Genomic DNA, 3,740 nt, shown 5'->3' on the forward strand with positions numbered 1-3,740 from the left:
ACCCAGCCCCGGGCGCGCGCGGCCGCGGCCGCGAGCACGCCGACGGTGAACGAGGGGTTGCCGACCCGACGTGCGAGGACGGCGTCGACGCAGTCGTCGAGCCCGACCCACCGCACCTCCATGTCGGCCTCCTCGTCCTCGCGGGCGTGCGTCTCGGGTGCCGCCGCGAGGCCCCGTGCCAGGAAGATGCGGATGGCCTCGTCGCTGCCCCCCGGCGTCGTGAAGTAGTCGGCCAGCACGGCCCAGTCGGATGCCACGAGGTCCGCCTCCTCGGCCAGCTCCCGCCTGGCCGCCTCGAGCGGCGGTTCGTGCGCGACGTCGAGCAGGCCTGCCGGGATCTCCCAGTCGCGGGCGCGGACCGGCTGGCGGTACTGCTTGATGAGCAGGACGCGGTCCTCGTCATCCAGCGCGAGGATCGCCACCGCACCGGGGTGCGCCACGTACTCGCGGACGATCCGGGTCGCATCCGGGCCGTACTCGAGCGTGTCGCGGCGCACGTCCCAGATCCGGCCCTCGAACACGGTCTCGCGGTGCAGGACCGGCAGGTCGACCCACTCGTCGACGGGCAGGTCGGCGGTCGGTTCCACCGTCCCGCCGACCTCGCGCGTCATGTCAGGCGTCCTCGACGTCGTCGAACAGCTGGCTCGCCTGCCGGCGCTCGAGCGCGGCACCCACGAGGCCGCGGAACAGCGGGTGCGCATCGTTCGGACGGCTGCGGAGCTCGGGATGCGCCTGCGTGGCCACGTAGAACGGGTGCACGTCGCGCGGCAGCTCGACGAACTCGACGAGGTGCCGGCTCGGCGACATGCCGGAGAAGACCATGCCGGCTTCGGCGATGCGGTCGCGGTACGCGTTGTTCACCTCGTAGCGGTGACGGTGCCGCTCGGACACCTCGGTCGCACCGTAGAGCTCCGCGACGATCGAGCCCGTGTCGAGCGCCGCCGGATAGAGGCCCAGTCGCATGGTGCCGCCGAGGTCGCCGCCGGCGATGATCTCGACCTGCTCCTCCATGGTCGCGATGACCGGGAACTCGGTGTCGGGGTCGAACTCGCTCGAGGATGCGCCGGGGAGCCCCGCGACGTTGCGCGAGTACTCGATGACCATGCACTGCAGGCCGAGGCAGAGGCCGAGCGTCGGGATGCCGTTCTCGCGCGCGAAGTGCAGCGCGCCGAGCTTGCCCTCGATCCCGCGCACGCCGAAGCCGCCGGGCACGCAGATCCCGTCGAGGTGCGACAGCTTCTCCTTCGCCCCCTCGGGCGTGCGGCACTCGTCGGACGGGATCCATTCGACGTTGACCTTGGTGTCGTTCGCGAACCCGCCGGCGCGGAGCGCCTCGGTGACCGACAGGTAGGCGTCGGGCAGGTCGATGTACTTCCCGACGAGCCCGATGGTGACCTCGTGCGCCGGGTCGTGGACCACGCGGAGCAGGTCGGCCCACGCCGACCAGTCGACGTCGGCGGCCTTGTCGTCGAGACCGAGCGCTTCGATGAGGTAGGCGTCGAGGCCCTGCTCGTGGAGCATCGTGGGGATGTCGTAGATGGACGGCACGTCGACCGCGTTGACCACGGCCGCCTCGTCGACGTCGCACATGAGCGCGATCTTGCGCTTGTTCGACTCGGTGACGGGCCGGTCGCTGCGCAGCACGAGCGCATCGGGCTGGATGCCGATCGAGCGCAGCGCGGCGACGGAGTGCTGCGTCGGCTTCGTCTTCTGCTCCCCCGACGCGCCCATGAACGGGACGAGCGAGACGTGCACGAAGAACACGTTCTTTCGGCCGAGCTCGTGTCGCACCTGACGGGCCGACTCGATGAAGGGCTGCGACTCGATGTCGCCCACCGTGCCGCCGATCTCGGTGATGATCACGTCGGGCTTCGGCGTCTCGGTCGCCTGGAGGCGCATGCGGCGCTTGATCTCGTCGGTGATGTGCGGGATCACCTGGACGGTGTCGCCGAGGTACTCGCCGCGTCGTTCCTTGGCGATGACGGTCGAGTAGATCTGCCCGGTCGTGACGTTGGCCGCCTGCGACAGGTCGATGTCGAGGAATCGCTCGTAGTGCCCGATGTCGAGATCGGTCTCGGCACCGTCGTCGGTCACGAAGACCTCACCGTGCTGGAACGGGTTCATGGTGCCCGGATCGACGTTGAGGTAGGGGTCGAGCTTCTGCATCACCACCCGCAGGCCCCGCGCCGTGAGCAGGTTGCCGAGGCTTGCCGCCGTCAGGCCCTTGCCCAAAGAAGAAACGACACCACCGGTCACGAAGATGTGCTTGGTCGTGTCGTTCGAATTGTCTGCGCCGCGATCATCCACCACGGGCTTGTAGTCTATCCGACTCGAGGCTGGGAATGGCCCGAACCTTGGCCGAACCCCGGTGGCGGATGCCTCGTGGCCCGAGATCGCAGGAGAACCGCGCGACGATCACGGCCGGAGATCCCCGATCCTCCGGGCGTGTCGCCGGTCAGGCCGCGTCGGCGTCGGCGATCTCGAGGAGTTCGCGCGCATGCGCGAGCCCGGACGCGGAGTCGGCCAGTCCTGAGAGCAGTCGTGCCATCTCGGCCTCGCGCTCGGCGCCCTCGAGCTGCCGGACGCTCGACGCGGTCACGCGACCGTCGGTGCCCTTCACGACGCTGAGGTGGTTCGACGCGAACGCGGCGACCTGGGCGAGGTGGGTGACGACGATGACCTGCGAGCGCTCGGCGAGTCGGGCGAGGCGGCGGCCGATCTCGATCGCTGCGGCACCGCCCACGCCCGCGTCGACCTCGTCGAACACGAACGTCGGCACGGGATCGGCTCCGGCGATGACGACCTCGATCGCGAGCATGACGCGGGAGAGCTCTCCGCCCGACGCGCCCTTGGCGACGGGCCGCGGCTCGGTGCCGGGGTGGGGTCGCAGGAGGATCGAGACCTGGTCGCGGCCGTGCGAGGTGGGCTCGGCGAGCGGCTCGACGGTCACGGTGAGCTCGGCGTCGGGCATGGCGAGCGCGCCGAGCTCCGCGGTGACCTCGGCGGCGAGGCGGGATGCGGCGTCCGCGCGCAGCGCGCTGATCCGGTCGGCGAGCTCGTCGACCTCGGCCGCGCGGCGCTCGACGTCTCGCTCCAACGTCTCGATCCGGTCATCGTCGCCGTCGAGCTCGACGAGGCGGAGCCCGCCGTCGTGCCGGAAGGCGATCGCCTCGTCGAGCGTGCCGTGCCGGCGCGCGAGGTTCGCGAGGACCGCGCGACGCTCCTGCACCGCCTCGAGCTCGGCTGCGCCGTCGGCGTCGAGGCCGGCGAGGTACCCCGAGAGCTCGGTCGCGGCATCCGCGAGTGCGAAGCCGGCGCTCGCGACGGCTTCGGCGATCGGCGCGAGGGCCGGGTCGTGCGCGACCACCCGGTCGACGTGGCGGCGCGCCGACTCGACGAGGGTGATGGCGTCCGGCGTGTCGTCACCGGCGACCTCGGCCGAGATGAGCTCTCGTGCCTGGGCTGCGGCGAGCCGCAGGTCCTCGAGGTTCGTGAGGCGGTCGGCACGCTCCTGCAGCGCGTCGTCCTCGCCGGGTTGCGGGTCGGCGGCCTCGAGCTCGTCGAGCGCGAGCCGGAGCTCCTCCGCCTCGCGCAGCCGCTCATCGTGATGCTCGCGGAGGGAGCGGAGCTCGTCGGCCCCGGCGCGCCAGGCACGATAGGCGTCGCGGTACGCGGCGTGCACGCCGGCGAGCTCGGGCCCGGCGAACCGGTCGAGCGCCTCGCGCTGCGCGGTCGCCGAC

3 protein-coding genes are annotated in these 3,740 nt (G+C 71.5%); all 3 read right to left on the reverse strand.

Annotation, left to right across the window (positions count from 1 at the left end; all coding sequences use genetic code 11):
* The coding region (locus ESO86_RS13105; RefSeq protein WP_165307803.1) for an NUDIX domain-containing protein at positions 1-611 on the reverse strand (611 nt) is incomplete at its 3' end.
* Position 612: 1 nt separating this feature from the next.
* Positions 613-2,307: a CTP synthase gene (locus ESO86_RS13110; RefSeq protein WP_129235423.1), complete on the reverse strand. Its 1,695-nt coding sequence runs from the start codon at positions 2,305-2,307 to the stop codon at positions 613-615.
* A 148-nt stretch (positions 2,308-2,455) separates the two neighbouring features.
* A partial coding sequence (locus tag ESO86_RS19010; RefSeq protein WP_165307805.1) for a DNA repair protein RecN occupies positions 2,456-3,740 on the reverse strand: 1,285 nt, incomplete at its 5' end.

The sequence above is a fragment of the Agromyces binzhouensis genome, from assembly GCF_004135055.1.
In the GTDB taxonomy this organism is placed as follows: Bacteria; Actinomycetota; Actinomycetes; order Actinomycetales; family Microbacteriaceae; genus Agromyces; species Agromyces binzhouensis.